25 protein-coding genes and 1 tRNA gene are annotated in these 25,227 nt (G+C 29.9%); 24 read left to right on the forward strand and 2 right to left on the reverse strand.

Annotation, left to right across the window (positions count from 1 at the left end; translation table 11 throughout):
* Position 1 precedes the first annotated feature (1 nt).
* The 3 genes from selD to putP all read left to right on the forward strand — a co-directional run bounded on the left by selD (position 2) and on the right by putP (position 6,131).
* Positions 2-1,024, forward strand: coding sequence for a selenide, water dikinase SelD (gene selD / locus AJ889_RS04855; protein ID WP_079254328.1), 1,023 nt, complete (start codon positions 2-4; stop codon positions 1,022-1,024).
* Positions 1,025-1,155: 131 nt separating this feature from the next.
* Positions 1,156-4,644, forward strand: a complete 3,489-nt coding sequence (locus AJ889_RS04860) for a proline dehydrogenase family protein (RefSeq protein WP_032584567.1) — start codon at positions 1,156-1,158, stop codon at positions 4,642-4,644.
* A gap of 17 nt (positions 4,645-4,661) precedes the next feature.
* A complete protein-coding gene (putP, locus tag AJ889_RS04865; protein WP_002851539.1) occupies positions 4,662-6,131 on the forward strand; it encodes a sodium/proline symporter PutP in 1,470 nt (489 codons plus the stop codon).
* 15 nt (positions 6,132-6,146) lie between these two features.
* On the opposite strand, the gene yedF is transcribed toward putP, so the two are convergent.
* Positions 6,147-6,374, reverse strand: coding sequence for a sulfurtransferase-like selenium metabolism protein YedF (gene yedF / locus AJ889_RS04870; protein ID WP_002851188.1), 228 nt, complete (start codon positions 6,372-6,374; stop codon positions 6,147-6,149).
* 3 nt (positions 6,375-6,377) lie between these two features.
* Complete coding sequence (gene yedE, locus AJ889_RS04875) at positions 6,378-7,586, reverse strand: selenium metabolism membrane protein YedE/FdhT (RefSeq protein ID WP_070293281.1); 1,209 nt, start codon at positions 7,584-7,586, stop codon at positions 6,378-6,380.
* Between the two features lie 139 nt (positions 7,587-7,725).
* Here yedE and AJ889_RS04880 point away from each other — a divergent pair.
* From AJ889_RS04880 to rpsI, 21 genes are all read left to right on the forward strand, one after another.
* Positions 7,726-7,823 (forward strand) — tRNA-Sec (locus AJ889_RS04880).
* Positions 7,824-7,850: 27 nt separating this feature from the next.
* The gene (locus AJ889_RS04885) at positions 7,851-9,101 is read left to right on the forward strand and encodes an adenylosuccinate synthase (RefSeq protein WP_002855302.1); all 1,251 of its coding nucleotides are present in this window, start codon (positions 7,851-7,853) and stop codon (positions 9,099-9,101) included.
* Entirely contained in the window at positions 9,098-9,526 is a 429-nt protein-coding gene (locus AJ889_RS04890) for a flagellar export protein FliJ (RefSeq protein WP_032584565.1), read from the forward strand. Before AJ889_RS04885 ends, AJ889_RS04890 begins: the two co-directional genes overlap by 4 nt.
* Entirely contained in the window at positions 9,519-10,037 is a 519-nt protein-coding gene (locus AJ889_RS04895) for a MotE family protein (protein ID WP_032584564.1), read from the forward strand. Before AJ889_RS04890 ends, AJ889_RS04895 begins: the two co-directional genes overlap by 8 nt.
* A gap of 92 nt (positions 10,038-10,129) precedes the next feature.
* Positions 10,130-10,681 carry a DUF507 family protein gene (locus AJ889_RS04900; protein WP_032584563.1) on the forward strand — a complete coding sequence of 184 codons (552 nt, stop codon included), beginning with the start codon at positions 10,130-10,132 and terminating at the stop codon, positions 10,679-10,681.
* On the forward strand, positions 10,681-11,799 hold the full coding sequence (carA, locus tag AJ889_RS04905) for a glutamine-hydrolyzing carbamoyl-phosphate synthase small subunit (RefSeq protein ID WP_002884775.1): 1,119 nt from the start codon (positions 10,681-10,683) through the stop codon (positions 11,797-11,799). Before AJ889_RS04900 ends, carA begins: the two co-directional genes overlap by 1 nt.
* Entirely contained in the window at positions 11,796-12,455 is a 660-nt protein-coding gene (locus tag AJ889_RS04910; protein WP_032584562.1) for a sulfite exporter TauE/SafE family protein, read from the forward strand. The genes carA and AJ889_RS04910 overlap by 4 nt, the downstream gene beginning before the upstream one ends.
* The gene (bumS, locus tag AJ889_RS04915; RefSeq protein ID WP_002851243.1) at positions 12,452-13,663 is read left to right on the forward strand and encodes a butyrate sensor histidiine kinase-like phosphatase BumS; all 1,212 of its coding nucleotides are present in this window, start codon (positions 12,452-12,454) and stop codon (positions 13,661-13,663) included. The genes AJ889_RS04910 and bumS overlap by 4 nt, the downstream gene beginning before the upstream one ends.
* 2 nt (positions 13,664-13,665) lie before the next feature.
* Positions 13,666-14,346 carry a butyrate response regulator transcription factor BumR gene (gene bumR / locus AJ889_RS04920; RefSeq protein ID WP_002858876.1) on the forward strand — a complete coding sequence of 227 codons (681 nt, stop codon included), beginning with the start codon at positions 13,666-13,668 and terminating at the stop codon, positions 14,344-14,346.
* A 125-nt stretch (positions 14,347-14,471) separates the two neighbouring features.
* Positions 14,472-15,938 carry a cytochrome-c oxidase, cbb3-type subunit I gene (gene ccoN, locus AJ889_RS04925; protein ID WP_002860335.1) on the forward strand — a complete coding sequence of 489 codons (1,467 nt, stop codon included), beginning with the start codon at positions 14,472-14,474 and terminating at the stop codon, positions 15,936-15,938.
* A 12-nt stretch (positions 15,939-15,950) separates the two neighbouring features.
* Positions 15,951-16,616: a cytochrome-c oxidase, cbb3-type subunit II gene (gene ccoO / locus AJ889_RS04930; RefSeq protein WP_002851187.1), complete on the forward strand. Its 666-nt coding sequence runs from the start codon at positions 15,951-15,953 to the stop codon at positions 16,614-16,616.
* 4 nt (positions 16,617-16,620) lie between these two features.
* Entirely contained in the window at positions 16,621-16,884 is a 264-nt protein-coding gene (locus AJ889_RS04935; RefSeq protein ID WP_002804842.1) for a cytochrome c oxidase, cbb3-type, CcoQ subunit, read from the forward strand.
* On the forward strand, positions 16,884-17,747 hold the full coding sequence (locus AJ889_RS04940; RefSeq protein WP_032584561.1) for a cbb3-type cytochrome c oxidase N-terminal domain-containing protein: 864 nt from the start codon (positions 16,884-16,886) through the stop codon (positions 17,745-17,747). The genes AJ889_RS04935 and AJ889_RS04940 overlap by 1 nt, the downstream gene beginning before the upstream one ends.
* Positions 17,744-17,965 (forward strand): DUF4006 family protein, encoded by a 222-nt coding sequence (locus AJ889_RS04945; RefSeq protein ID WP_002858873.1) that lies wholly within the window; start codon positions 17,744-17,746, stop codon positions 17,963-17,965. Before AJ889_RS04940 ends, AJ889_RS04945 begins: the two co-directional genes overlap by 4 nt.
* Complete coding sequence (locus AJ889_RS04950; protein ID WP_002858872.1) at positions 17,962-18,063, forward strand: hypothetical protein; 102 nt, start codon at positions 17,962-17,964, stop codon at positions 18,061-18,063. The genes AJ889_RS04945 and AJ889_RS04950 overlap by 4 nt, the downstream gene beginning before the upstream one ends.
* Positions 18,060-18,662, forward strand: coding sequence for a hypothetical protein (locus AJ889_RS04955; protein WP_002851454.1), 603 nt, complete (start codon positions 18,060-18,062; stop codon positions 18,660-18,662). Before AJ889_RS04950 ends, AJ889_RS04955 begins: the two co-directional genes overlap by 4 nt.
* Positions 18,649-19,170 carry a FixH family protein gene (locus AJ889_RS04960; protein ID WP_002869790.1) on the forward strand — a complete coding sequence of 174 codons (522 nt, stop codon included), beginning with the start codon at positions 18,649-18,651 and terminating at the stop codon, positions 19,168-19,170. Before AJ889_RS04955 ends, AJ889_RS04960 begins: the two co-directional genes overlap by 14 nt.
* Positions 19,167-21,533, forward strand: coding sequence for a PD-(D/E)XK nuclease family protein (locus AJ889_RS04965; protein WP_052797528.1), 2,367 nt, complete (start codon positions 19,167-19,169; stop codon positions 21,531-21,533). The genes AJ889_RS04960 and AJ889_RS04965 overlap by 4 nt, the downstream gene beginning before the upstream one ends.
* A complete protein-coding gene (locus tag AJ889_RS04970) occupies positions 21,530-24,295 on the forward strand; it encodes a RecB-like helicase (protein ID WP_032584559.1) in 2,766 nt (921 codons plus the stop codon). Before AJ889_RS04965 ends, AJ889_RS04970 begins: the two co-directional genes overlap by 4 nt.
* 83 nt (positions 24,296-24,378) lie before the next feature.
* Positions 24,379-24,804 carry a 50S ribosomal protein L13 gene (gene rplM / locus AJ889_RS04975; protein ID WP_002779321.1) on the forward strand — a complete coding sequence of 142 codons (426 nt, stop codon included), beginning with the start codon at positions 24,379-24,381 and terminating at the stop codon, positions 24,802-24,804.
* A 2-nt stretch (positions 24,805-24,806) separates the two neighbouring features.
* On the forward strand, positions 24,807-25,196 hold the full coding sequence (gene rpsI / locus AJ889_RS04980) for a 30S ribosomal protein S9 (protein ID WP_070293282.1): 390 nt from the start codon (positions 24,807-24,809) through the stop codon (positions 25,194-25,196).
* Positions 25,197-25,227 lie beyond the last annotated feature (31 nt).

The raw sequence follows: 25,227 nt of genomic DNA on the forward strand, positions 1-25,227 counted from the left end.
ACTGCAATATAAAAATCAAAATTTAACGCATTTTGTTAAAGCAGCAGGCTGAGCAGCGAAATTAAGCCCGGGTGGTCTTAAAACAATTTTAAATTTCATGCAAAAAACTCCTGCTTTACTTAGTGATATCGGAAATAATGAAGATGCAAGCGTATATCAAATCAGTCCCGATTTAGCTTTGGTGCAAACGCTTGATTTTATCACTCCTATAGTAGATAGTGCTTATCATTTTGGTGCTATTGCTGCAGCAAATGCTTTAAGCGATGTTTTTGCTATGGGTGCAGAGGTAATTAATGCCTTAAATATAGTAGGTTTTGATACTTGCAATCATGATTTAAACATCTTAAAAGAGCTTTTAGAAGGTGCAAATGATAAAGTTAAAGAATGTAATGCTTTAGTCGTGGGTGGCCATACTATAGAAAGCACCGAGCTTTTTTTTGGACTTAGTGTTACAGGAAAAGTACATCCTAGTAAATTTATTGCTAATAATACTTCTAAAATCGGAGATTGTATCATTTTAACCAAGCCTTTAGGAACAGGAATTTTAAGTACAGCTTTAAAGGCGCAAATGTTAAATCAAAAACATTTAGATATAATGCTTAAAAACATGATGGAGTTAAATTATAAAGCCAGTCAAATTGCTCTTAAATTTCATCCAAGTGCCATGAGTGATGTTACAGGTTTTGGACTTTTAGGACATTTAAAAGAAATGCTAAATAAAAATATTTCTTTTGAAATTTTTGAAAGTGAACTTCCTTTTTTAGATGGAGTAAAAGAGTATTTTAATATGGGTTTAATTCCTGCTGGAGCTTATAAAAATTTAGAATTTATAAAAGAACTTACCCCTGATTTAAATGAAGAAAAATTATTACTTTGTGATCCACAAACTTCAGGAGGACTTTTAATTTCTATAAGTGAAAAAGATTCCTTAGAATGTTTAAAAAAACTAGAAGATGAAAATATTCAAGCTAAAATTATTGCTAAGGTTGTAAATAAGCAAGAAAATGATATTATCATTTCTTAATTTTTGTTACTTATATACCCATTAAAATTTTTTTTTATCATTTTTTATACATTTTCTATGATTTAAAATATTATTTTTTATCTTATTTATATATTATTTATTAAAATTTATTTTATCTTAGGAGATACGAAATGATACAAAAAGCTTTGGTTTTAGCAGAAGAATTGCAAGGAAAAATAGAAGCCAATATTTCAAATTCTGAAAAAGAATTTCATGCTAAAATGCAAAAACTTCTTAATAATCCCAAAAATAAAGTTATGCTTATAGAGCTTTTAGATCGTTCTTTTAGATGTAAAGATAAAAATGCAAGTTTTGAGCTTATAGAATATACTTTGAGTAAATACGGCATAGCGGATTTTTTTAGCACTTTTGAAAAATTCCTACTTTTTAGCTTTTTAAATTTTGGCAAATTTGCTCCTAATTTAAGTGTACCTTTTTTTGTCAAACATTTAAGAGAAGATACTAAAGCTATGGTTCTAGATGCAAATCCTAGTGTTTTAGAACCACATATTAAGAAAAGAAAAGAGCAAGATAAAATTACCTTAAATGTGAATTTAATCGGCGAAGAGGTTTTAGGTGAAGCTGAGAGTAAATATCGTATGCAAAAATACGAAGAAGCCTTAAAATCAAGCTATATCACTTATATTTCCATAAAAATTACTACTATTTTTTCACAAATTAATATTATAGATTTTAATTATTCTAAAGAAGAGGTCGTAAAAAGACTAGATTATCTTTATGCTTTAGCCTTAGAAGAAGAGAAAAAACAAGGTGTATCTAAATTTATCAATCTTGATATGGAAGAATTTAGGGATTTAGAGCTCACCGTTGCAGCTTTTATGGAAAGTGTGGCTAAATTTGATATTAAAGCAGGGATTGTTTTGCAAGCTTATATTCCTGATTCTTATAAGTATCTTAAAAAACTTTTTGCTTTTTCAAAAGAGAGGGTTTTAAAAGGTATGAAGCCTATTAAGATCCGTTTTGTTAAGGGTGCTAATATGGAAAGTGAAGAAACCATTGCGTCTCAAAGGGGTTGGGAGCTTCCTACTTTTTACAAAAAAATAGATACTGATAGTAATTATAATAAAATGCTTGATTTTATTCTTGAAGGAGATAATTATAAATACATCAACATAGGAATTGCAAGTCATAATATCTTTGAGATTGCTTATGCTTATACACGCATAAGTGAAGTGGGTGCTTTGGATTCTTTTACTTTTGAAATGCTTGAAGGTATGAGTTTGCAATGTTCTTATGAATTATCTAAAATGCATGATCTAATCCTTTATGCCCCAGTTTGCGATGAAGCACATTTTAACAATGCCATTGCTTATCTTGTAAGACGCCTTGATGAAAATACAAGTGAAGATAATTTTATGCGTTATTTTTTCAATCTTAAAGTAGGAGATAAGAACTGGAATATCCAAAAAGAACTTTTTTTAAAATCTTTACAAGGCATAAAAACTCTTGATAATACTACACATCGTAAGCAAGATAGAAATAAAGAATCAAATATCATAAGTTCTTATGAAAGTAAAAAATTTAGCAATGAAAGCGATACGGATTTTATTTTAGTACAAAATAGAGCGTGGGCTAAAGAAATTAAAACTAAATATGAAAATTTAAAAGATTATGATGTTTATCCTGTTATAGGCGAACTTGATTTTAAAGCAGAAAATTTAAATGTTTTAGAAGTTAAAGATAAGATCAAAGATAGAGTTATAGGAAAGGCTTATTTAGCAGGAGAAAAAGAAATCAAACAAGCTTTAGAAGTAGCTAAAAATTCCAAATTTACACAAAAAAGTCATGATGAAATTTATCAAATTTTAGCCAAAAGTGCAAAACTGATGAGAGAAAGAAGAGGGGATTTGATAGGTTTGGCAGCTTTAGAAGTGGGCAAAACCTTTTTAGAGATCGATCCTGAAGTAAGCGAGGCTATTGATTTTATAGAGTTTTATCCGCACTCTTTAGAAGAGCTTAAAAAACAAAATCCAAAAGTTACATTCACACCTAAAGGTATAGGGGTTACCATAGCTCCTTGGAATTTTCCTATAGGAATTTCAGTAGGTACTATAGCTGCACCACTAGCCGCAGGTAATGTGGTGATTTACAAACCTTCTTCACTTTCAACTCTAACAGGTTATATGCTTTGTAAGTGTTTTTGGGATTCGGGTATTCCAAAAGATGCTTTGATTTTCTTACCTTCAAAAGGAAGTGATATTTCTAAATATTTACTTATTGATGAAGCGATTAAATTTTCAATTCTTACAGGAGGAGAGGATACTGCTTATGCCATGTTAAAAGCTAATCCAACCTTGCTTTTAAGTGCTGAAACTGGCGGAAAGAATGCGACTATAGTTTCTAAATTTGCTGATCGTGATAGTGCGATTAAAAATATCATTCATTCTGCTTTTAGCAATAGCGGTCAAAAATGTTCAGCTACTTCTTTGCTAGTCTTAGAAGAAGAGGTTTATCATGATGAAGAATTTAAAAAGACTTTAGTGGATGCTGCGAGTTCTATGGCAGTGGGCAATCCTTTTGAATTTAAAAATAAATTAGGTACTTTAGCTGATAAGCCAAGTTCTAAAGTTCAAAAGGCCTTAGATGAATTACAACCTTATGAAGAATGGGCATTAAAACCTAAGTTTTTAGAGGATAATCCTTATTTGATGACTCCAGGCATAAAATATGGCACTAAAAAGGGTGATTTTACTCATATGAATGAACTTTTTGTACCGATTTTAAGTGTGATGAAGGCTAAAGACTTAAAAGAAGCTATTGATATAGTAAATTCCACAGGTTATGGTTTAACTGCAGGTTTTGAAAGCTTAGATGAAAGAGAATGGGAGTATTTTCACACTCACATAGAAGCAGGAAATATTTATATCAATAAACCAACCACAGGGGCTATAGTGCTGCGTCAACCTTTTGGTGGGATTAAAAAATCAGCTATAGGTTTGGGTAGAAAAGTGGGAATTTATAATTATATCACTCAATTTTTAGAGATTAAGCAAGAAGATTTTGATGATCATTTAATTGAAGATAAATTTTCAAAAAAATTAGCACAAATAGATTTAAAAGAAGCACAAGATTTTATAAACAATTTAATTAAAATGTCTCAATCTTATGCTTATCATTATAAAAACGAGTTTAGTGTTTCAAAAGATTATGTCAATATTCGTGGAGAAGATAATCTTTTTTCTTATACTAAAATAAAGAATATGGTTTTAAGACTTTGTGGAAATGAAAGCTTAAAAGATGTTTTAGGTGTGGTTTTAGGTGCAAATATTGCAAATATTGATCTAAGTATCAGTTATGATGAACAAGATGTTAGTATGATAGAACGAATTGTTCAAAGCATAGGAGCAAAAGTATTGTTTTTAAAAGAAAATAAAGAAAATTTTATCAAGAGTATTAAAGAATATGAAAGAGTGCGTTATTTAGCAAAGCCAGATGTAAATGATGAGATTTATAAAGAGGCTGCAAAGCTTGCTAAAATCATTATAAGAGAAAAGCCATTATTAAATGGTCGTTTTGAACTTTTAAATTATTTTAATGAAAAAGCTTTAAGTATATCTTTTCATCGTTATGGAAATTTAGGCATTAGAGCAATATCTTAATGATCAAGGAGAGATTGATGGAAGTGGTTCAAATTAATACCCCAATAGCAGTGATGTTTGTAGTGTATGCCTTATTAATGCTTTATATAGGTTTTTATTTTTATAAGCAAAATAAAAATTCAGAGGATTATTTTCTAGGTGGGCGTACTATGGGGCCTGTGATATCTGCACTTAGCGCAGGGGCTTCTGATATGAGTGGTTGGCTTTTAATGGGTTTACCAGGAGCTTTATATGTAAGTGGTTTTATAGATTCTTATATTGCAATTGGGCTTACTATAGGAGCTAGTTTAAATTGGATTTTTGTGGCAAAAAGACTTAGAATTTATACCAGTGTGATTGCAAATTCTTTGACTATTCCTGATTATTTTGAAACTCGTTTTGATGATGATAAACATATACTGCGCATCGTATGTGCGGTGGTAATTTTGATATTTTTTACCTTTTATGTTTCATCAGGGCTTGTAAGCGGAGCAAAACTTTTTGAAAGTACTTTTGGTATCAGATACGATTATGCTTTAACTACTGGAACGATTATTATTGTTGCTTATACTTTTTTAGGTGGATATAAGGCGGTTTGTTGGACGGATATGATACAAGGGCTTTTAATGATGATGGCTTTAATTATTGTACCTTTGGTTATGCTTTATCATTTAGGTGGTTTTGGTGAAGCGATGAATATAGTAAGAGAAATAAAGCCACAAGCTTTATCTATGGGCGAAGGAGTAGGAATTGTAAGCATTATATCTGCACTTGCTTGGGGTTTGGGTTATTTTGGTCAACCACATATTTTAGTGCGTTTTATGTCGATTCGTTCTACTAAAGATATTCCTATGGCCACTTTTATAGGTATTGCTTGGATGGCGGTTTGTCTTTTAAGTGCTTGTATGATAGGTATTTTAGGTATAGCTTATGTGCATAAATTTGAATTAAGTTTGCAAGATCCTGAAAAGATTTTCATCGTGATGTCGCAGCTTTTATTTAATCCTTGGATAGCAGGTATTTTACTCAGTGCTATTTTAGCGGCTATTATGAGTACGGCAAGTTCACAATTGCTGGTTTCAAGTTCTACTATAGCGGAAGATTTTTATAAAAAGATTTTTAGAGAAGATGCACCAAGTCATATTGTATTAAATTTAGGTAAATTAGGTGTTTTATTGGTAGCTGTAATAGCGTTTTTGATTTCTACTGATAAAAACTCAAGTGTTTTGAGTATAGTTTCTTATGCATGGGCTGGATTTGGAGCTTCTTTTGGTTCTGTAATGCTTTTTTCTTTATTTTGGAGTAGGATGACAAGAGTAGGAGCGATCTTAGGTATGATAACAGGAGCTGCTACTGTGGTGCTTTGGAAGAATTTTGCAAATTCAGGTCTTTATGAAATAGTTCCAGGGTTTTTAGTAGCTTCGGTGGTGATTATTATTGCAAGTTTGTTTACAAATGTAAGATCTGGAACTAAGGCAGCTTATGAAAAGATGTTAAAAGAGCTTTGAGAATAAAAGCCTTTTTTAAGGCTTTTGGATTAAAAATCTTAGTGTGGGTCCACTTTGATCGATTTCAAGCACTTTAAAACCACGGTTTTTTACATCTTGAGGTATGGAATTGATACTTTGTGGGCAATCGCAAAGCACTTCCAAAATTTCTCCACTTTTAAGCTTAGGTAAGACATCAAGTGTTGCTATAGCAGGATAAGGACAAGCTTCACCTTGTAAATTTAAACTATAAGTAATTTTCACTGTTTATCCTTTAAGTTGATTTTTAAAAAAGTGTTTTTTGTAAAATACTACAAAAACAAACATTAAGATGAATAAAATAAGGTTGATAAAAAATCCATTTAAATTGCCAAATTCAGTTAAAAGATTGATTTTTATACCTTCTTTAAAAGCTTTTGGTAAAAAGTCATAACTTAAAGCTAAAATCATAGTTCCTATTATATTTGCAATTCCTACTATTATAAAATGACTTTGTCCTTCAAAGGCACGATAAGTCCAACCACACTCGCAACCTCCGGCAAAAACTATACCAAAACCAAACAAAAATGCTCCCACAGCTACAGCAGGAGAAAGTTCTATGAGTTTGCTAGTATGACCTTGCAAGATAAAAGCAAAAGCGATTAAAGAGGCGATAATCATACCGATTAATGCGCCTTTTATAGCATTATCTCTACCAAATAAAAATAAATCTCTAAAGCAAGAAGTAAAACAAATTTGCCCTCTAGAAATAACAAAGCCAAAAACAAAACCAAAAATCAGTGCTAAAGCTAGAAGACTTTGTTTGTTTTGTGTGCTGATATTGCCATTTGTAAAAACAAGATAAAACACCCAAACTAAAAAGGCTATGAAAAGCAATATGCCTAAGTTAAAATATAATTTTGTACGCAAACTTTGCTTGTTTAACGGCAAGTTTTCTTTATTTACACGTTCTAATTTAGCTTTAGGTTTAAAAAAGGAAGTGTTGCAAATTTTCACTCCTAGATAAATTCCTAAAACCATAAAAACAGTAAAAAGCCAAGTGTGTAAAGAAAAATAAGGTAAACCTGTAAAAAAATTAGCTAAATTGCATCCAAATGCAAGTCTTGCTCCATATCCTGAAAGAATTCCACCTACTATTGCTTGAAAAATTCTTATATTGCTAGCAGGTAGACGAAATTTGACTTTGTTAGCTAAAAGTGCGGCTACTAAACAACCTATAAATATACCTATGAGCATAATACCATCAGTTCTTGTTAAAGGGGTTCCATTTAAATTTTGCTTTTGGTAATAAGAATATCCATCTAAATTCATACCTAAAAGCTCTAAAAACTCGCCACCCCAACGTGTCATTTCTCCAGTAACAGCCCAAACGCCACCAAAAATCCCAAAATACACTGCACTTAAAATTCCAAGTGCAATCATAGAACGGGAATTGTCCCAAAAATTGATTAAATATTTTTGTTTAAAAGAATTCAAAGAAAGATCCTAAAAATGTAATCATCAAAACTTGATGCTAAAAAAGAGTGAGATTATAGCTTAAATTTAATATGAAGTCAAAAAGAATATTGATAAATTTATTTTGTTTTTCATTAAAAATCGCTATAATTATCACTTTGGAAGATTAGCGTATCTGGTGATCGCCACTGACTTCAAATCAGATGAAAGGATAGTTGACTATTCTTTGGGGAGTTCGATTCTCTCATCTTCTCGCCAATATTAAGTAAAATCAAGGAAATTTTTATGAGCAAAGCAGATATTATTGTCGGCATTCAATGGGGCGATGAAGGAAAAGGTAAGGTAGTTGATAAATTATGTGAAAATTATGATTTTGTTTGCAGAAGTGCAGGTGGACACAATGCAGGACATACGATTTGGGTAAATGGTGTAAGATATGCGCTTCATCTTATGCCAAGTGGAGTTTTGCATCCAAGATGTATTAATATTATCGGAAATGGAGTTGTGGTTTCTCCTGAAGTATTGATTGCTGAAATGGCTCAATTTGAAAATTTAAAAGGTAGATTATATATCAGCGATAGAGCTCATTTAAATTTAAAACATCATTCTTTAATAGACATTGCAAAAGAAAAGCTCAAAGGCAAAAATGCCATAGGAACAACAGGTAAGGGTATAGGACCTTCTTATGCAGATAAGATTAATCGTACAGGACATAGAGTTGGAGAGCTTTTAGAACCACAAAGACTTTGCGAGGCTTTGATAAAAGATTTTGAAGCTAATAAAACTTTTTTTGAAATGCTTGAAATTGAAATTCCAAGTGCTGAAGAATTGCTTGCTGATTTAAAACGTTTTAATGAAATTTTAACTCCTTATATTACAGATACTACAAGAATGCTTTGGAAGGCTTTAGATGAAGATAAAAGAGTACTTTTAGAAGGAGCTCAGGGCTCTATGCTTGATATTGATCATGGAACTTATCCTTATGTTACAAGTTCAAGTACTATTTCAGCAGGCGCTTTAACAGGACTTGGGTTAAATCCTAAAGAAGCGGGAAATATTATAGGTATTGTAAAAGCTTATGCAACGCGTGTGGGAAATGGAGCTTTTCCTACTGAGGATAAGGGCGAAGATGGAGAAAAAATTGCGCAAATTGGAAAAGAGATTGGCGTAAGCACGGGACGCAAAAGACGCTGTGGATGGTTTGATGCGGTTGCTGTAAGATATACAGCAAGGCTTAATGGTCTTGATGCTTTATCTTTGATGAAGCTTGATGTTTTAGATGGTTTTGAAAAGATAAAAATTTGTCGTGCTTATGAATATAAGGGTATGGAAATCGACTATATACCAAGTGATTTAGAAAATGTTCAACCTATTTATGAAGAAATGGATGGTTGGGATAAAGTTTTTGGTATAAAAGATTATGATTTATTGCCAGAAAATGCTAAAAAATATATAGCAAGACTTGAAGAGCTTGCAGGGGTTAAGGTAAAGTATATTTCTACTAGCCCTGAAAGAGATGATACTATCATCTTATGAAAAGTAAATATAATTCTGTTGTAAAGGTAAGAAAACAACAACTTGATAAAGCAGAATCAAATCTTAATCAAGCCAAACAAAGACAGCTTGAACATGAAAAAGCTTATGAACTTTCACGCCAAGAGTGTGAAAGTTTAGGCGTATTGCCAAAATCAGGATCTATAGCAGAGTTAAGATCGAATTTAAGTATGGCACAAGTAGGACGCGAGGCTTTGGCAAGAGCTAAGGAGAAAGTAGAACTTTCTAAAAAAGAAATGAATCATTATCAGTTTTTATATCAAAAAGCACATTTAGATTATGAAAAAATGAAGGTTTTAGAAGCCGAGGAAATTAAACAAAAGCAAAAAGAATTTGCTAAGGCTGAAGAAAAATTTTTAGATGAAATTGCAATCAGTCGTTTTTTCAAAGGAGAAAAAGATGATTAAAAAATTTATATTGTTAGTTTTTATTTCAAGTGTAGTTTTTGGAGCTGAACAAGATTGTGAGCAGTATTTTGAAGCTAGAAAAGCTCAAATTGAATTGCAAACTAGAGAATTTGATGAAGCAAGACAATCTTTAGAAGCTTATAAAGCCTCTTTTGAAGCTTTGCAAAAAGAAAGGTTTGAAAATTTAGAAAAAAAAGAGGCTGAGGTTAATGCAACTTTGGCAAAAATTGAAGAATTAAAGCTTGAAAACGCAAGGCTTGTAGAAGAACAACAAAAGATTTTAAATTCAATCAATGATAAAACTCAAGGTAGGGTTAAAGAAATTTATTCCCAAATGAAAGATGCAGCCATTGCAGATGTTTTAAGTCAAATGGATGCAGAGGATGCAAGCAAAATAATGCTTTCTTTGGAATCGCGTAAAATTTCAGGTGTTTTATCTAAAATGGATCCAAAAAAAGCTAGCGAGCTTACTTTGCTTTTGAAAAATTTAGATAATAATGCTAGTAATTAGGTGATTAAAATAATGAAAATTTTTCATTTTTAACATTCTTTTACCAAAAATAAGCTATTATTTCAAACATTATCAAATAAAAGGTTTTTAAGATGCGTATAAAATTACCACATATTCCTTATATCGCAAATAAAATGATGTTAGATATAGCTAATTCTTCTTTTGTAGAAATTAAAGATCAATTAGAAAAGCTTAAGGTATGTATAATAGAAGTTTTAGAGAAAGATATTCTAAGTGAAAGAAAATTAGATGAAAGAGTAAAAGAGCTTTTAGAGCAACAAGAAGATGAAATGGAGCTTATGCAAGTAGATCGTAAAAATATGTTTTGGCTTGTGAAGAAAAAGTTAGCTCCTGAATTTAATGTGATTTTAGATTCTGAAGATAGACATAATCATCTAGCGCATCAAATTTTAGAAGAACTTGTAGAGAATGATTATATTAATTTTATAGTGAGTGAAAATAGAGTTAAAAATTTAATCTTTTCAAGCATAGAGTCTTATCTTAAAATTTATGAAAAACTTGAAGATGAGGTTTATGAGAAAATTAGCAATTATAAAACAAAACCTATTCCAGGTAGCGAAGAATACGATCTTATCTTTGAAAAACTCTATCAAGAAGAGCTCAGAAAAAAAGGTATGTTTTAATGAAGGCTTATATTTATTTAGAAAATGATATTTTTTTAAGTACTAAGGCTTTTGGAAAGAGCGGTACTTTTTTTGGAGAGCTTGTATTTAACACTTCTTTAACAGGGTATCAAGAAATTATTTCAGATCCTTCTTATGCGGGGCAATTTATCGTATTTTCCATGCCAGAAATTGGTATAGTGGGAACCAATGAAAATGATAATGAAAGTAAGGAAATTTTTGCAAGTGGTGTTTTAATGCGTGAATTAAGTTCTAGTTTTTCAAATTTTCGCGCTAAAGAAAGTTTACAAGATTATCTTGAAAAACATGGAAAAATAGGAATTTATGAACTTGATACGAGATATCTAGTAAAAATGATAAGAAATAATGGCAATTTAAGAGCTGTAATTTCAACTGAAATTTCAAATAAAGAAGATTTAAAAATCGCCTTAGAAAAATCAGCAAAAATTGATGAAGTAAATTTTGTAAAAGAAGTTAGCACTAAGAAAAATTATTCTCATAAACAAGGCGTTTGGAACGCTAGTTTTCAAAAATTTAATGATGCTAAAAGAAGTGAGAAAAAAGTTGCTGTTATAGATTATGGTGTTAAAACAAATATCTTAAATGAACTTGTAGAAGTAGGTTTTGAAGTAGAAGTTTATCCATATAATGTTAAAGCAGATGAGTTGATTACTCTGTATAAAAAAGGTGAAATTCAAGGCGTGTTTCTTTCTAATGGTCCAGGTGAGCCAAGGATTTTAAAACAAGAGATTGCAGAGATTAAAAAACTTGCAGAAGCTAAAATTCCTATGCTTGGAATTTGCTTAGGTCACCAGCTTTTAAGTAATGCTTTTGGATATGAAACTTATAAAATGAAATTTGGACAACATGGAGCAAATCATCCTGTGATCAATCTTGATACAAAAACGGTAGAAATTACCGCACAAAATCATAATTATAATGTTCCAGAAGAATTAGCTCAAGTGGCTCATATCACTCATAGAAATTTATTTGGCGATAATGTTGAAGGAGTAAGATATAAAGACTATCCTATTATTTCAGTACAACATCATCCAGAAAGTTCTTCAGGTCCTCATGAAAGTAAGTATATTTTTAAAGAATTTATGAATTTGATGTGAGTATAGATTTTTTAGCTATTATCAGCGTTGCTTTTTTATCTAGTTTTGGACATTGCTATTCTATGTGTGGTGGTTTTAATTTACTTTTTATAAATTTGAATTCAAAAAGCAATAATTTATTTTTATTAACTTTTATTTATCATTTGTTTAGAATTTTTGCTTATATTGTTTTAGGGATAATTTTTGGGGCTTTTGGGAATATCTTGGCAATCAATGCTAAGGTTCAAAGTTTGTCATTTTTTATTCTTGGTATATTTATGATGATTTTGGGTTTTGCTCTTATTTTTAGAGGCAATATGTTATCTTTTATTGAAAATAATGTTTTTTTTGATAGTTTTGTAAAGAAAATTATTAAAAAATCTAAAAATTTTAAAGGATTAAAATCAGCCATATTTTTAGGATTTTCAAATGGTTTTGTTCCTTGTGGATTGGTGTATTTTTTTATAGCCAATGCAATGAGTAAGCAAAATATTTTTGAAGGTATTTTGGTAATGATGATTTTTGGAATATCAACTTTACCTGCGATGTTATTTTTTTCTAAAATTTCACAGTTTTTTAGTGATTTTTTGAAAAATTTATTTAATTATTTATCGTATGGCGTTATTGTTTGTTACGGTATAAATCTTGCCTATATAGGTTTTAAGGCTTTTCAATGAAAGATTTTTTTAAAGATCAGTTTTTTAAAGCTCTTGAAAAAAATACAATTTTTTCAAGAGCTGATGTTCAAGGAAATTTAATTTTTGTCAGTGATAAACTTTGTCAAATAAGTGGATATAGTAAAAAAGAGCTTATAGGAAAAAAACATTCAATATTTAAACATCCAGATGTTGAGGAATGTTATATTGAAGAACTTTTAAAAAAACTTTCATATAAAAAACCTTATCAAGTTATTTTTAAAAATATTGATAAATTAGGCAAAACTTTCTATCTTGAAACTTTATTAATCCCCATATTGGATAAAAATAATGAATTAATAGAAATAGTAGCATTCTCTCATGATGTTAGTAATTCTTTTAAGCTTAATGAAGAGCTTGCTCTAAATCACGCTAAATTAAGAGAATTAAGTATTAATCTTGAAAATACAGTTAAAAATCACCAACAAGAATTTATACAGTTAGGTAAAAAATTTGAGAAAAAAATGCAAATTGCCTTGGAAAAAAATGAAAAAGATATTAAAATAGCATATGAAGAGATTTTGAAATCTTCATTAGAACAAATGATTAGCGATATAGCACATCAATGGAGACAACCGTTAAATGAGCTCGGTATTGCCATGTTTCAAATGAAGCAAAATCTTAAAGATGAAAAAGGATTTGCTGAAATTTACTCACAATCAAAAGATATGATTAAAAATATGTCAGAAACAATTGATGTGTTTAGAACTTTGTTTAACAAAGGAGTAGAGCAGTGTGTATTTATAAAAGAGACTTTAAATAAAGCCTTGGAAATTGCTTTTGAAACTATAGAAAAAAATCATGTAAATATTAATATTGTTTCGAAAAGTGATTATGAAGTTTTGGCATATGAGAATGGTTTAATAAGAGTTTTTCTTAATTTGATTTTAAATTCAATAGAAGCATTTAAAAACAAAAAAAGGAAAATCATAACAATAAATTTTTCAAAATTTGGAAAAAATTATCTGAAAATTACAATAAAAGATAATGCTGGTGGGATTGATAAAGAAAATTTAGATAAAATTTTTCAACCTTATTTTACAACAAAACATCCTAGTCAAGGTATAGGAGTAGGACTTTATATAAGTAGACAAATTATCGAAAGTTTCCAAGGAAAAATAAAAGTTAAAAATGGAAAAGACGGGGCTTGTTTTGAGATATTTTTAAAACTAAAAGAGAGGGTAGAGTAGAAATGTCACAAGAATGTAAAGAATTGATAATATTAGTAGTTGAAGATGAGGTTAAGGCTAGAGAATCAATGATTAATATATTAAGCGAACGCTTTAGTAAAGTAATCGGAGCTCAAAATGGAGATGAGGGGCTTAAAAAATTTAAAAAATTTAAGCCAGATTTAGTTATCACAGATATTGCTATGCCTATTATGGATGGACTGGATATGGCAAGAGAGATTAAAGAAATTTCAGATGATGTTCCAATTGTTGTTCTTAGTGCGTATTCAGAGAAAGAGAGACTTTTGCGTTCTATTGATATTGGTATAGATAAATATTTGATTAAACCTGTTGATATAGAAGAGTTGTTTAAAGTTTTAGATTATCTGATAGGTGAAAAAATTGAAGCAAATATGCTTGTAAAAATTTCTGAAGAATATCAATTTAACAAAACTAAACGAACTTTAATTTACAGTGGTGAAGAAATTGTTTTAACTAAAAAAGAATTGGCTTTTATTTCTTTGCTTTTAAAGCAACCTGGGGCTTTGGTTTTGCATGAAGATATTAAGAAAAATGTTTGGATAGGTGAACATGTGAGCGATACTGCTGTTAGAACTTTTATAAAAAGAGTAAGAGATAAAGTGGGTGAAGATTTTATAAAAAATGTGCCAAGTTTAGGTTATAAGATAAATATCAATAAATAAGACTGATTTAACCTTAAAATATAAAGCATAACAAATGATTAACAAAATTGTTGTTTTTAAGAAAAAATGTATAATTAATATTCTATAATATTCTCTTGTTATCAAAAATTTTAAGGAGAAAGTCGATGCATCCAGGTAATGTATTAAATTACGACTATACGGTTACAAGATATTTTATGTTTGCGACCATATTGTTCGGCATTGTTGGTATGGCTATAGGAACTCTTATAGCTTTTCAAATGGCATATCCTAATTTAAACTATTTAGCAGGAGAATATGCCACTTTTTCAAGACTTAGACCACTTCATACTTCGGGTGTGATTTTTGGTTTTATGCTTTCAGGGATTTGGGCAACTTGGTATTATATAGGTCAGCGTGTTCTTAAAGTGAGTATGGCTGAGTCAAGATTTTTAATGGCTGTTGGTAAGCTTCATTTTTGGCTTTATATGCTTACTATGGTTTTAGCTGTTATATCTTTGTTTATGGGTGTGACTACATCTAAAGAATATGCAGAGCTTGAGTGGCCTTTAGATATTCTTGTTGTTCTTGTTTGGGTTTTATGGGGTGTAAGTATTTTTGGACTTATTGGAATTCGCCGTGAAAAAACCCTTTATATTTCTCTATGGTATTATATAGCTACATTTTTAGGTATAGCTATGCTTTATCTTTTTAACAACATGGAAGTACCAACTTATTTTGTTACTGGAATGGGTAAATGGTGGCATAGTGTATCAATGTATGCAGGAACAAATGATGCTTTAGTACAATGGTGGTATGGACATAATGCTGTGGCATTTGTATTTACTGTGGGTATTATTGCTCAAATTTATTACTTCTTGCCAAAAGAAAGTGGTCAGCCGATTTTCTCTTATAAACTCTCTTTATTTGCATTTTGGGGCTTAATGTTTGTTTATCTTTGGGCAGGTGGTCACCATTTGATTTATTCAACTGTACCTGATTGGATGCAAACTATGGGTTCGGTTTTCTCTGTAGTATTGATTTTACCTTCTTGGGGTTCAGCGATTAATATCTTGCTTACTATGAAAGGTGAGTGGAGTCAGCTTCGCGAGAGTCCGTTGATTAAATTTATGATTTTGGCATCAACTTTCTATATGTTCTCAACACTTGAAGGGCCAATTCTTTCAATTAAATCTGTTAATGCTTTAGCACACTTTACAGATTGGATTCCAGGACATGTTCATGATGGAACATTAGGTTGGGTAGGATTTATGACTATGGCCGCGCTTTATCATATGACTCCTAGAGTTTTCAAAAGAGAGCTTTATAGCAAATCTTTAATGGAAGCTCAATTTTGGATCCAAACCACAGGTATAGTTCTTTATTTTGCTTCAATGTGGATTGCGGGTATTACTCAAGGTATGATGTGGAGAGCGACAGATGAGTATGGTAACTTGCTTTATAGCTTTATTGATACTGTTGTGGCTATTGTTCCTTATTATTGGATTAGAGCGATTGGTGGATTGTTGTATCTTATCGGTTTCTTTATGTTTACTTATAATATTTACAAAACAATTGCTTGTGGAAGAGTGCTTGATAAAGAACCAAAAAGCGCTTCGCCTATGGCAGCATAAAAAGGAGAAAATATGTTTAGTTGGTTAGAAAAAAATCCATTCTTTTTTGCTGTAGCTGTTTTTGTAGTGATTGCTTATGCAGGCATAGTTGAAGTTTTACCAAATTTTGCAGAAAATGCAAGACCAATTGAAGGTAAAAAACCTTATACGGTTTTACAACTTGCAGGGCGTGCAGTATATATTAAAGATAGTTGTAATGCTTGTCATTCACAGCTTATTCGTCCATTTAAATCAGAAACAGATCGTTATGGTATGTATTCTGTAAGTGGTGAATTTGCTTATGATAGACCTTTTCTTTGGGGCTCAAAAAGAACAGGACCTGATCTTGCTCGTGTAGGAAATTATAGAACGGCTGATTGGCATGAAAATCATATGTGGGATCCTACTTCTGTTGTTCCAGATTCTATTATGCCTTCATATAAGCATATGTTTAAAAATAATGCAGATATTGAAACTGCTTATGCTGAGGCTTTAACTGTGAAAAAAGTTTTCAATGTTCCTTATGATGCAGAAAATGGAACAAAACTTGGTTCTTGGGAAGATGCACAAGCTGAAGTAAAAGCTGAAGCTCAGGCTATAGTTGATCAAATGAAAAATCAAGAAGTAAAAGATGCTTTTGCTAAAGGTGAAATCAAAGAAATAGTTGCTTTGATCGCTTATTTAAATAGTTTAAAGTAAGATGATGGAACATTTATCAATAGTTTTTGATGTGATTAAAAATTTAATCACATTTGATTTAGCAACAGTTCAAAAACATGAGTGGGAGATTTTCCAAGGTTATGGTTTTTTTGCACTCGTGATGTTTTTGTCAATAGTATTATATGCGTATTTGTATCATTTATATAGAACAGAAAAAAAAGGCGAGAGAAATTATGAAAATTATGCAAACCTTGCCTTAAAAGATGATATTGATGATAGTGTATTAGAAAGTAAAAGGAGTGCTTAATGCAATGGTTAAATTTAGAAGATAATGTTAATCTCTTATCTTTAATTGGAGCTATTCTTATCATTTTAATCACACTGGTTATTGTGGGTAGAATGTTTAAGCAAATGAAAGAAAAAAAAGGCAAGTCAGAGCTTAGTGAACATAGTTGGGATGGAATAGGAGAGTATAAAAATGCTGTTCCTACTGGTTGGGCTGTGGTATTTTTCCTGACTATTGTTTGGGCTATTTGGTATTTTCTATGGGGATATCCTTTAAATTCTTTTTCAAGTATAGGTCAATATAATGAAGAAGTAGCAACTCATAATACAAAATTTGAAGAAAAATTTAAAAATTTATCTCCTGAAGATAAAATAGCAATGGGTCAAAATATCTTTTTAGTTCAGTGTTCGGCTTGTCATGGAATTACAGGAGATGGTATCAATGGTAAAGCTCAAAATTTAAATATTTGGGGTAGTGAAGAAGGTATAATCAATGTAATTAAACATGGTTCAAAAGGTATGAATTTTCCAGGTGGAGAAATGCTTGGTGCTGCTGATTTAGGTGTAGCAGAAGAAGATATCCCTGCTATTGCTGCTTATGTAGCAAAAGATCTTTCAGCTATTAAGAAAACTGCAAATGAAAATTTAGTAGCAAAAGGTAAAGAAGCTTATGCAACTTGTGCAGCATGCCATGGAGAAGATGGAAAAGGTCAAGATGGAATGTTCCCAGATCTTACAAAATACGGTTCTGCAGCTTTTGTAGTAGATGTTTTACATAGTGGTAAGGCTGGTTTTATAGGAACAATGCCGAGTTTTCCAACACTTAATGATATTCAAAAAGAAGCTGTTGGCGAGTATGTAATTTCTCTTTCAAGGGGTGAATGATGGAAAATAATAATAGATGCGTGTTTTCTCTTTCAGGTGTTACAGGTATGTTAATTGCTACGGTTTTGTTGCTTGCTATCTTAGCAGTTTTAACTATTTGGGGTCTTAAAGCTCAGCAAGAAGTGATGCAAAAGCCATATAGTCTTAAAGATGTACAAAGTGTAAAGATGTTTGGTTCAAAAGAACAAGATCATAGAAGTATAAAGGAAGCACAATGAGTAAGGCTTTGGAATATTTAATTGTTATTGGTTTAGTTGTTGCTGCTGCAATCACCGCTTGGTCGGTTTTGACCGTAAATCATCTTCATATAGGATGAAAAAAATATTACAAGATGGCTTTTTTTTAGCTATCTTCTTCTTTGTTTTATTGCCTTCTAGGGTTTTTGCTCTTGATGCTGTGCTTTTTAATGAAAATATTTTAAGTCAAAAAGTAAGTAACGAGATTAATCTTATAGGAAAAGAGCTTTACCAAAAAAGTAATATTTTTATCGGCGTTATGGTTGGCGATAAAACTGAAATTGAAACTTTATTAAATAAACAAAAAGAACTTCCTCAATCTTATATATTGCTTCTTTTGTCAAAAAATTCTCACAAAGTTGATATAGTGGGCTCAAAAGGTGCTTTAGCTTTGATTGATAAAGAAGCTGTGCTTAGTCCTTATCCTGGAACAGGATCTATTTTGCCGATATTAGCTACAAATAAAGGTGATATTTATAATGCTGCTATACTTAATGGTTATGCAGATATTGTAGATCGTGTGGCAAAATCCTTGGGATTACAATTAGAACATTCTATAGGTAATGCAAATCGTGATACTATCAATATTTTAAGAATACTTATCTATGGATTTATTTGCTTTGCATTGTTATACTATGCACAAAGAAGAATAAAGAGGAAAAAAAATGTTAGAAACTAAAAAAAGTTTTTGGCCTTATGGTATTTTGCTTTCACTTTTGGCTATAATTATTGCTTGTATTGTAACGATTTTTATAGCAAGTCACCATCCTGTGTATGAGGATGATTTTTATTTTGACTCTTATCAAAATGTTGAAAATAATTACAATCAAATACAAAAACAACAAGTAAATTTTGATAAATTTTTTAAAGTAAATTTTCAAAATGATAAAATCACTTTTATAGGTAAAAGAAAAATTCCTAGTTATGAAGTGGATCAAAATTCCTATGTTGCAAATTTTAAAATTTCTGCATTACAAAATATAAATTCTGATGATTTAAAAGTTCAAGTTCTTCTTACAAGACCATTCACTAAAAATTTTGATCAAAAGTTAGAAGGACAAGTTAAAAATGGAATTTTAAGTATCGCTTTACCTAAATTAGATAAAGGTAGATGGGAGCTTAAGCTAAAGTTTTATGCAAATCAAGAAACAGTGGGTTTTTTTAGCTACGAATTAAATGCTCAATGAAATTAAGAATTTTTAGCTCTTCAAGGCAAATTAGAGAATATTATAATCAAAAAAAACAGCAAAATGCTTTATTAGATAGTGCTATTCATATAGGTGAATTTTTAGATAAAGTTTGTTTGAGCAATTTTCATAAAGCAAGTTCTTATGAAAGTTTGCTTTTAATGCAAGAAGCTTGTCTAAAAAGTAAGGATTTAGAAAAAAAACTAGGAATTTCGGTAGAATTTTTTGCTTTTTTGAAAAATAACGAATATCTTTTTTCTTTTTTTAAAGAACTGAGTTTGGAAAAAAAAAGCATAGAAGATCTTAAAAACAATGATTATTATGCCACCTATAATGAACATTTGGAAATTTTAGATGAGGTATATAAGAATTATCTTGCTTTGCTTGAAAAGAATTCTTTTTATGATGATCTTTCTTTACCTAAAAATTACACTCTTAATAAAGATTTTTTAGATGAGTATGAAGCTATAGTTTATGATTTGCAAGGTTTTTTAAGTAAATTTGAAGAAAATTTATTAAGTGAAATTTCTCAGATTAAAGAAGTGGTTTTAAGTTTTAAAACGAGTAAATTTAATCTTGAATATCTTTTAAAACTTGATTTTTTAAAAATATTTGATTTAAAAATAAACACTCATTATGAAATCAATCTTTCAAAACAAGAGATCTTAAAAGAAGAAATTTTTAAAACAAAAAATTCAAAAATGAAACTCAAATCTTTTGAATTAAGGGCTTTGCAATGTGCTTTTGTTATGGATGAAATTTCACATTTTGTACGCAAAGGTTTAAAGCCTGAAAATATTGCAGTTATAACTCCAGATGAAAGTTTTTGTGAGTTTTTAAGACTTTTTGATAAAGACAATATGCTTAACTTTGCAAGTGGAATTAGTATTAAAGAGAGTTTGTTTTATCAAAAATTTCAAGCACTTTATGAAAGTGCTAGTAGTGCTTCTTTTATTTATAAAAATCAAGAGGATTATTTTGAAGACACGCAGATGATTTTTGATTATCACAATACGCTTTTACATTCTTTAAAACTTGATTTTATAGAGTTTAAAAAGTATTTTGATGAGAAATGTGATTTTGAATATTTTGAAAAATTACTTGCTTTGTTTTTAGAAAATGAAAAGCAAGAGCTTATTTATTTGATACGAAAAGAACTTTATTTTATTAAAGATTTATTGAAAAATCAGTCTTTAACTCTTAAAGAGTTGATCCATCTTTTTTTCATGCAAATTTCACAACTTTCCCTTAGTGATGTAGGTGGAGGTAAGGTTACGGTAATGGGACTTTTAGAAAGTCGTGGGCTTTGTTTTGATGGAGTGATTTTGGTTGATTTTAATGAAGAATTTATTCCTAAAAGAAGTGTTAATGAGCTTTTTTTAAACAATGAAGTGCGTAAAAAAGCAGGGTTGATTAGCTATGATAGAAGAGAAAATTTACAAAGATTTTATTATGAAAGCTTGATGAAGAATGCTTTAGAAGTAAGTATTTGCTTTGTGGAAAATGAAGAAAAAAGCAAATCACGTTTTTTAGATGAACTTGATTTTGACTTTTTTTATGAAACTCATATCCACCAAAAAGCTTATCTTAATGCTTTAAAATTAGACTATGAAGGCATAAAACCTAATCTAACTCCTATAAAAGCTCCTATTTTAAAGCATAATCCTTTCGAGTTTCCGCTTTCTTTTAGTCGTTTTAATTTATTGGAAAATCAAAAAAGAACTTATTATTATCGTTATATTTTAAATTTAGCAGAACCTAGGGTTTTAAGCGAGGAAAGCAAAGCGAAAAATCAAGGAAATTTTATCCATAAAATGCTTGAAATTTATTATAAAAATTATGCAAATAATAATTTTGATATAAAAGTTTTTGCAAATTTATTGGATAAAGAATATCAAAAATACAATATCAGTGAACTTGATCTTGAAGTATTTAAATTAAAATTTATACAATTTGCTAAAAATGAAAAAGAGCATTTTTCAAAAGGCTTTTATGTCGCACATACAGAGCTTGAGTTAAACAATATTTTAAAGCTCGGAACAGATAGTATAAAACTTAAGGGTACTATAGATCGTATCGATAGTTCAAAAGAAGGTAATTTGATTATTGATTATAAAAGTGGAAAAGTGCCAAGTAATTCTTATCAACTTGCTTTTTACCAAGCTTTATATGATGAAAATGCAAGCGTGGGTTTTTATGATTTAAATAGTATGCAAATATTGCATCAAAAAGCCAAAAGTTTAGATGAGCTAAGAGAAAGACTTAAAGATTTAGTTCTTATGAGTAAGGAAGAAATAGAGTTTGAAAATGAACAAGATGAGTATTGTCCTTATAAACTCATTTATAAAAAGGAATTAAAATGAGTCAATTTGAGCCTTTTTTGGCATTAGAAGCGAGTGCAGGAAGCGGAAAAACCTTTGCCTTGAGTGTGCGTTTTGTAGCACTTATTTTAAAAGGAGCTAAGATTAATGAAATTTTAGCTTTAACTTTTACCAAAAAAGCTGCTAATGAAATGCAAAAAAGAATTATTGAGACTTTTTTAAATTTAGAAAAAGAAAATAAAACCAGTGAATGCAATGAACTTTGCAAGCTTTTAGGTAAAGATAAAGAAGAGCTTATTTCTTTAAGAGATGCTAAAAAAGAAGAATTTTTAAGAACAGAGTTAAAAATTAGTACTTTTGATGCTTTTTTCGGAAAAATTTTGCGTGTTTTTGCTTTAAATTTGGGCTTAAGTAGTGATTTTACAATGAGTGAAGAAAGGCTTGATGTAAGAGAGATTTTTTTAAAACTTCTTAAAAAAGATGAATTAAAAGATTTGGCTTATTACATTAATTTAGTTGATGAGAAAGAAAATTTTTTTAACGAGCTTGAAAAATTTTATGAGAATGCTTATTTTCAAAATCGTCCTAAAATTCCAAATCCATCTAAAGCTTATATCAATAAAGCTTATAGTGAGTTAAGAAGTTATTGTTTGGGTCTTACTCATGTAAAAAATTATAAAAATTTGTGTGACAATTTTAAAAGTGAAGTTTTAGATTTATCTGTATTTATGCAATCAAGTTTTATGACAAAATTTGAAAGTACAAAATATTTACAAGATTTAGAAAGCACTAACTTGCATTTTAGTGCAAAAAGAATGGAGCTTATAAATGCTTTAAATACTTATGCCATAGAGCTTGAAAATTATAAAATTGCTAATTTAATGAATCTTTTAAATCATTATAGTGAAGCTAAAAATATATTTCATAAAGATAAAAATACCTTAAATTTCCAAGATGTGAGTAAAAAAGTTTATGAGCTAATAACTAGTGAATTTAAGGATATGATTTATTTTCGTTTAGATGGTTTTATTTCGCATTTGCTTATTGATGAATTTCAAGATACAAGCGTGATCCAATATCAAATTTTACGCCCTTTGATTACTGAGCTTGTTTCAGGAGAAGGAGTTAAAAAAAATCGCACTTTTTTTTATGTAGGAGATAAAAAACAAAGTATTTATCGCTTTCGTAAAGGAAAAAAAGAATTATTTGATTTGTTAAAACAAGAATTTAGTCAAATTAAAAGTGATAGTTTAAATACTAATTATCGTTCTAAAGAGCTTTTGGTTGATTTTGTTAATGAAACTTTTAAAGAAAAAATCAAAGATTATAAAGAGCAATTTGCCTTAGAAAGCAAAAAAGGCGGTTTTGTGCGTATTGTGGAATCTAAAGAACAAAAGGTTAAAAACCAAGCCCAAGAAATTAAGGAAAAGACTTTAGAAACTTTATTTGAGCAAATTAATTTTTTAAGATCTAAAAATATTTCTTATGATGATATTTGTATTTTGTGTTGGAAAAATAGTGATGCAGATATGGTTTTGGATTTTTTAAGAGAGCAAAATATTCCTGCATTTACTCAAAGCAATGTTTTACTTGAAAATAAAGCAAGCGTAAGACTTGTTTTAGAATATGCTAAATATTGTATTTTTGGTGATGAGTTTTACTTGGTATTTTTAAAAGAACTTTTAGGTTTTGAGCCCAGAAAAATCACCCTTGATTTTTCAAAAAATGCTATGGAAAATGTACTTTTTTTAATAAAAGAATTAAAACTTGATTTAAATGATATAGCTTTAATACAATTTATCGAATATGCTAAAACTAAGGAGAATTTTTTAAAGCTTTTATTTGAGCCTTGTACTTTGAAAATAGTAAGTGAACAAAATATGGGTATTAGTATTATGAGTGTGCATAAATCTAAGGGTTTGGAATTTGATCATGTGATTTTACTTGATAGTTTATCTAAAAACAATTCAAACAATGAAGACATTATGCTTGAATATGATATCAATCAAGGCTGGCAACTCCATATTAAAGATAAAATTCGAGAGCTTACTAAAGAGTCTATTTATACTCTTTTTAAAGAAAATATTATAAGAGCAAATTATGAAGATGATATCAATAAACTTTATGTGGCTTTTACAAGAGCTAAGGAAAGTTTGATTATCATAAAAAGAAATGAAGAAAGTGTAAATGGAAATTATCCAAGTTATTTTAATGGAGGATTTTTAAATATACATTCTCAAGAGAGAGGTTTTTTAGAAAGCAAAGAACAAATTTTAAGTGTTAAAAAAGAAAGTATTCAAGCTTTGCAAAAATTTGAAAAAATTAGCCCACAAGAAGTTCAAAGCGAAGAAAGGCTTGATAGTAAAGAGCTATATTTTGGAAATGCTTTTCATTTTTTTATGCAAAATTTAAAACTCCCCAAGAGTGAAAATTTTCAAATACTTACTCAAAGATGCAAGAGTAAATTTAGGCATTTTTTAGATGAGAGTGATTTTGAAAAGCTTTTTAAAAGAATTGAAGTTTTGCTGAAAAATATTCAATTTCAAAATTTGATTGGCGATGGAAAGCTTTTAAAAGAACAAGCTTTGAGTTTTAATGGAGAAATTAAACAATTAGATTTGCTTGTTTTAAAAGATGAAGAAGCTTTCATAATTGATTATAAAACAGGTCTTGCTATGCAAGATAAACATAAAGAGCAAGTAAGAACTTATAAGATTGCCATTGGTGAAATTTTGAAAAAAGATAAAGTGCGTGCTTTTATAGTTTATTGTTTGGAAAATGAAATTCAAATTTTGGAAATATAAACTTTATTTTTACTTAAATTAAGTAAAAATTAATATTATTTTTTATACAATCACATTTTAAATTTTTGGCAAAGGTAAAAATTATGACAAAGATAACAAAGCCAAACGAAGTAAAACGAGAATGGATTGTTTTAGACGCAGAAGGCAAACGCTTTGGTCGTCTTTTAACTGAAGTAGCAACAATTTTGAGAGGTAAAAACAAGCCTTGCTTTACTCCAAATGTTGATTGTGGTGATTATGTAATTATCATCAATGCTTCAAAAGCTGTATTTACAGGTGCTAATAAAGCAGAAGATAAGCTTTATCATAGACATTCAGGATATTTTGGAAGTGTAAAAAGCGAAAAATTTGGTGATTTACTTGAAAAAAATCCTGCAAAATTATATAAATTAGCAGTTAGAGGTATGCTTCCTAAAACAAATTTGGGCAGAGCTATGCTTAAAAAATTAAAAATCTATGCGGGTAGTGAGCACCCACACACTGCGCAAATTGCTAAAGAAGGAAAATAATCATGGCAACAACATACGCAACAGGTAAGAGAAAAACTGCTATCGCAAAGGTATGGGTAAAACCAGGTAGTGGTAAAATTAGTGTTAATGGTGTTGATTTAAACACTTGGCTTGGTGGACACGAGGCGATTAAGCTTAAAGTGGTTCAACCTTTACTTGCGACTAAACAAGAAACTTCAATGGATATTAAAGCAACTACTTTAGGCGGGGGCTATAGTGCTCAAGCTGAAGCTTTAAGACATGGAATTTCAAGAGCTTTAGCAGCTATGGATGCTGATTTTAGAGCCTTATTAAAACCTAAAGGACTTCTTACTAGAGATAGTAGAACTGTTGAGCGTAAAAAATATGGACGCCGCAAAGCAAGAAGAAGCCCACAATTCTCTAAACGTTAATATTTTTTGGTGGGATTTTCCCACCTTTCTA

Source organism: Campylobacter sp. BCW_6468 (genome assembly GCF_001762865.1).
Classification (GTDB): Bacteria; Campylobacterota; Campylobacteria; order Campylobacterales; family Campylobacteraceae; genus Campylobacter_D; species Campylobacter_D jejuni.